This window comes from Peptidiphaga sp. (genome assembly GCF_057238965.1).
In genome coordinates this window covers 1406-6163 of record NZ_DBHHEV010000106.1, presented here as the reverse complement: position 1 = coordinate 6163, position 4758 = coordinate 1406, and the positions used below count along the sequence as shown (strand labels likewise).

Sequence of the window (4758 nt, the reverse complement as noted above, 5' to 3'; positions counted from 1 at the left end):
CACCGCGGCCGAGATCATGTCCGAGTGGGGCGCCGACGTCACGTGGATCGAAAACATGTGGACGGGCGACTCGATGCGGGACACCACGTGGACGAAGGAGATGGAGAGGCGCAACCAGCGCTCGATCTCCATGAACCCCTTTACCGACGAAGGCAAGGAGATCCTTTGCCGTTTGGTCAAGGAGGCCGATATCTTCATCGAGTCCTCCAAGGGCCCCGCGTTCGCCCGCAAGGGGATCACCGACGAGATGCTGTGGGAGGCCAATCCCTCCCTCGTCATCGTCCACGTTTCGGGGTTCGGCCAGTGGGGCGATCCGGCCGTGGTCAACGCCGCCGCCTACGATCTCACGGTCGCCGCGTACGCCGGAATCATCGCACAAAACGGCACGCCCGAGCAGCCGATGAACGTTGCCCCCTATTCGGGTGACTATTTCAACTCGCTCATGATCGTCTCGTCGGCGCTGGCCGCCCTGCACAAGGCCAAGGCGACGGGCAAAGGGGAGAGCATCGATCTGGCGATGTACGAGACGCTCCTGCGCGTCGGCACGTACTACATGATGGATTACCTCAACGCCGGCACAACCTACCCCCGTCCGGGCGCGCGCCATCAGAACCTGTGCGCGATCGGCGAGTACGCCTGCAAAGACGGGTACATCGGCCTGTGCGTCTACGGCGTCCCCCAGAACAAGTACCTTCTGGAGACCATCGGCCTGGGCGATTTGTGGGGAACTCCCGAGTACCCGGAGGACACGTCTGCGCTGTGGCTGGACGGGCCCAAGGCGGACCTCATCCAGCGCAAGCTCGAAGAGTACCTTGCGGGCCAGCTCAAGGCCGACGTCCAAAAGGACTTTGTGGAGCATCGAATCGCCGCCCAAGTGGTCAACGAGTTCGAGGACATCGTGGCCGAGGACCATGTGGCCCGGCGCGAGTGCTTCATCGAGTGGGAGAACGCCGAGGGCGCACCCGTCAAAGGGCTCAACACGTTCCCGAAGTTCGCAAACAACCCCGGGGGCTTCTGGCGTCCGATGCCGCCTCTCGGCTACGACACCCGCGACGTGCTGACCCGGGCGGGGTTCACGCCGGAGGACCTGGCGCGGTTCGAGGAATCGGGCGCCGTCAGGTTTGGAGACTGAGGCGAGGGCGGGCGCTTCGGCGCCCGCCAAGGCCGCTAGGGTGAGATGAATACGCCAGAATACCCCAGTGTGCGCGACCTCTGGGAGGAGAGGGCGGCGCTTTGGGCCGACCGGGAGTTCCTCGTCCACGAGGACCCGGACACGTCCAAGGTTGAGCGATACACGTACGCTCGCATGGACCGTGAAATGAAGGCTGCCGCCTCGATGTTCGCCTCTCTCGGCGTCGAGGCAGGCGACCGGGTCGGCCTGCACATGTGCAATCGGCCCGAGTTCGTCGAGTGTTTCCTTGCGTTGGCCGCGATCGGCGCCGTCATTGTGCCTATCGGCCCTGCAAGCACGGCGGCCGAATGCGCCCTCGTCGTCGAGGAGTGCGGCATCCGCTTGCTCGTCAGCGAGTTTCCGGAGGACTCTGGGCGTCTGGAGGGCGTCGCCGTCGTTTGCCTCGACGACGGAAGCTACGAGGCGATGAAAGCCGATCGGGCGGGGACGCCCCCTCCGAGGCCCGAGGTCAGGCCGGGCGACCTGTTGGAGATCATGTACACCTCGGGCACGACGTCGCGCCCCAAAGGGGTGATGTTCACGCATGCCAATGCAGTGTTCTCGGGGAAGTACGTCGCTTGGGAGCTGTCGCTCAGCGAAGCCGACAGGTATCTGACGACGATGTCCGTCACGCACGTCAACCTCCAGCTCTCTGCCCTCATGCCCGTCGTTTACACCGGGGCCGCCCTCGTTCTTGTGCGCCGATACTCGGCGAGCAGGATGTGGTCGCAGGTGCGCAGGCACAAGGCGAGCGTGATTCAGGCGATGGCGATGATCGTCAAAACGCTCATGGCCCAGCCTGTCGCTTCGGGCGAACGCGACCACAGTGTGAGGGCCGTCCACTATTTCCTTCCCCTTCCCAAAGGGACCAAGGAGGCATTCGAGGAACGCTACGGGGTGCGGCTGCTCAACAACTACGGCTCGTCCGAAACCCTCGTCGGCGTCGTCACCGACCTTCCCGACGGGCGGTCCAAGTGGCCGTCCATCGGTTTGGCCGGTCCGGGCTACGACGTCAGGATCGCCGGGGAAAACGGTTCCGCGCTGCCGCCCGGCGAGTGCGGGGAGATACAGGTGCGCGGGCAGGCCGGCGTCTCCCTCATGGCCGGATACTGGCGGGGCGAGGAGGCCACACGGGCGGCGTTCACGGCAGACGGCTGGTTTCGGACGGGTGACTGCGGGTACGCCGACGCCGAGGGTTGGCTCTACTTCGTCGACCGCATGGGCGACATCGTCAAGCGTGCGGGCGAGAACATTTCGGCCTGCGAGGTGGAGGTCGCCATTCTCGAGCATCCCGACGTCGCCGACGTCGCGGTGCTGGGCATCTCCGATTCCATCAGGGACGAGGCCGTCAAAGCGGTCGTCGTCCCCAAGCCGGGGCGTCGGCTGACCGCCGAGGACGTGCAGGACTTCCTCTCGTTGCGTCTGTCGTTCTTCAAAATCCCCTCCGTCATCGAGTTCCGCGACGGGCTGCCGCGCGGAGAGTACGGAAAAGTCCTGAAAAACCAACTCAAGACACAGAAGTCAACAATATAGAAAGGCAATCCCATGGCTATCAACACTGACATGGTCGGCCAGACATTCGGCCCGTTTGTCCGCGACTACGCCTTCCGCGACCTCGAGTTGTTCGCGCTCGGCTGCGGCGCGGGAATAGACGGCAAGAACGGCCTGGAATACCTCAACGAGCACGACGAGCGCGCCCCGAAGCTCAAGGTTCTTCCCATGTTCGGCGCGATGCTCATCGTCGATTCCGAGGTGACCCGGACCATCGACTACGGGTACAACTACGCGGGCTCGCTGCACTGGGGCTTCGACATTCGCTTCCATCGGCCCATCGTGAAGATGTCCGACCGCCTGGAGACGAAGGTCAAGCTCGAAGGCCTCTACGACCGCGGCGAGGGAAGGGGGCTGCTCGCCCAGCACATAGGCGACACCTACGATTCCGAGGGAAATCTGCTGTTCACCAACGAATCTTGGGACTGCCTCATCTACGACGGCGGCTGGGGCGGCCCCAAGCCGCCGAAGGACATCGTCGAAATGCCCGATCGGCCCGCCGACGTCGAGACAATCGAGACGATCCCCGAGAATCAGGCGCTCATCTACCGTCTTTCCGGCGACTACCACCCCCAGCACATCGACTGGGAGTATGCCGCGCAGAACGGCGAGCCGCGCCCGATTCTCCACGCCATCAGCTACGCGGGGGTCGTCATGCGCCACGCCATCGACGCCTTCGTGCCAGGTGAGCCCGAGCGCATCACTCGTTTCAAGACACGCATCACCTCGCCGGTCCACCCCGGATCGACGCTCGCGACGCGCTTGTGGAAGGTCGCCGACGGCGAACTCCGCTTCGCCCTCGTCGACGCCGACGTCGATGAGACCGGCGCCAAGCCCCATCTGAACTGGGGAATCATCGAGTACAAGTAAAGCTCGGGCGCAGGCAAAGCCGAAAGGCGTGCGGGAATTGAGGCTCCCGCACGCCTTTCGGCCGGCCTCAGGTTGAAGAACGTTGAGATAGCAACGATAAGCTGTTACCGCACGCTTTTCGGCCGGCCCTGCTCGATGGAAGGATCTGGGCGTTGCGCTGGAACGCAGGGCGTTCGGTTAGAATGCAGGGCGTCAGGCTGGAACGCAGAACGCCCGCTTAGAACGAACGGCATTCGCTTAGAACGCATGCCGATTCGGCTGAATCCGCGGTTTGCCGGGCGTTCGACAGCATCGTTTTAAAACGAGAGCACGGTTCTGGAAAGGGCGCGGTTCGAGAAAGGGAAGCTGCTATGAAGATCGATTCCGTCGTCGTCGGAAGCTATCGCGCCAACTGCTACGTTCTGCGCGAAGGGACGTCGATGATCGTCATCGACCCAGGAGACGAACCCGCCGAGGTGCTCGGCCTCATCGGCTCGAAGGACGACGTCGGCTCGGCGGACGACGTGCAGATCGTCGCCTCCCACTGCCATTGCGACCACATCGGCGCGGTCAACGAGGTGGTCGAGGCTTATGGCGCTTCCTTCGCCGTCGGGCGCGAGGACGGGCACGCCGTCGCCGATCCCCGTCTTTCTGGCTTCGATGAAGAGGGGCGCGATTATCGGGTTGAAAAAGTCGATCGGCTGCTGGACGACGGCGACGAGGTCGCCCTCGGACTCTACCGTTTCCAGGTCATATCGACGCCCGGCCACACTCCGGGGTCTGTCTGCCTCTACTGCGCCGAACTCAATCTCATGTTCACCGGCGACACCCTCTTTGCCGACGGGATCGGGCGCACGGACTTCATCCGCGGCGACGCCGAGGAGATGCGCCGAACCTGTTCCAGGCTCGGAACGTATCCCGACTCGACGATTCTCCTTCCCGGCCACGGCCCCTCGACGCGCTTGGGCATTGAAAAGGCGCGCAACCCTCTGCTGCGCGCGTAAACCCGGCGGGGCCGCTCCTCCGTCCAAGGCGGCCTTCCGCCCGCCGTTCGGAGCGGTGAGCGGACGTCTCCCGCCTGGGGCCTCTTCTTCCTTCGCGTGCCTGCGCGTCAGGAGGCTGAGCGCAGGGTCAGCATAGGCAAAGCGTCAAGCTGGTCGTTGACTAGGTTCTCCACGTATTCGGGG

General features: G+C 64.1%; 4 protein-coding genes. All 4 read left to right on the top strand.

The features are described from left to right. Nucleotides 1-1132: L-carnitine CoA-transferase (gene caiB, locus ACO48X_RS10145; protein WP_485001970.1), on the top strand; the 1132-nt coding region annotated here is incomplete at its 5' end. A 45-nt stretch (nucleotides 1133-1177) separates the two neighbouring features. Further along, on the top strand, nucleotides 1178-2704 hold the full coding sequence (locus ACO48X_RS10140) for an AMP-binding protein (RefSeq protein ID WP_485001969.1): 1527 nt from the start codon (nucleotides 1178-1180) through the stop codon (nucleotides 2702-2704). 12 nt (nucleotides 2705-2716) lie between these two features. Next, on the top strand, nucleotides 2717-3592 hold the full coding sequence (locus tag ACO48X_RS10135; RefSeq protein WP_485001968.1) for a MaoC/PaaZ C-terminal domain-containing protein: 876 nt from the start codon (nucleotides 2717-2719) through the stop codon (nucleotides 3590-3592). 350 nt (nucleotides 3593-3942) lie between these two features. Next, on the top strand, nucleotides 3943-4575 hold the full coding sequence (locus tag ACO48X_RS10130) for an MBL fold metallo-hydrolase (RefSeq protein WP_485001967.1): 633 nt from the start codon (nucleotides 3943-3945) through the stop codon (nucleotides 4573-4575). The last annotated feature ends 183 nt before the right edge of the window (nucleotides 4576-4758 follow it).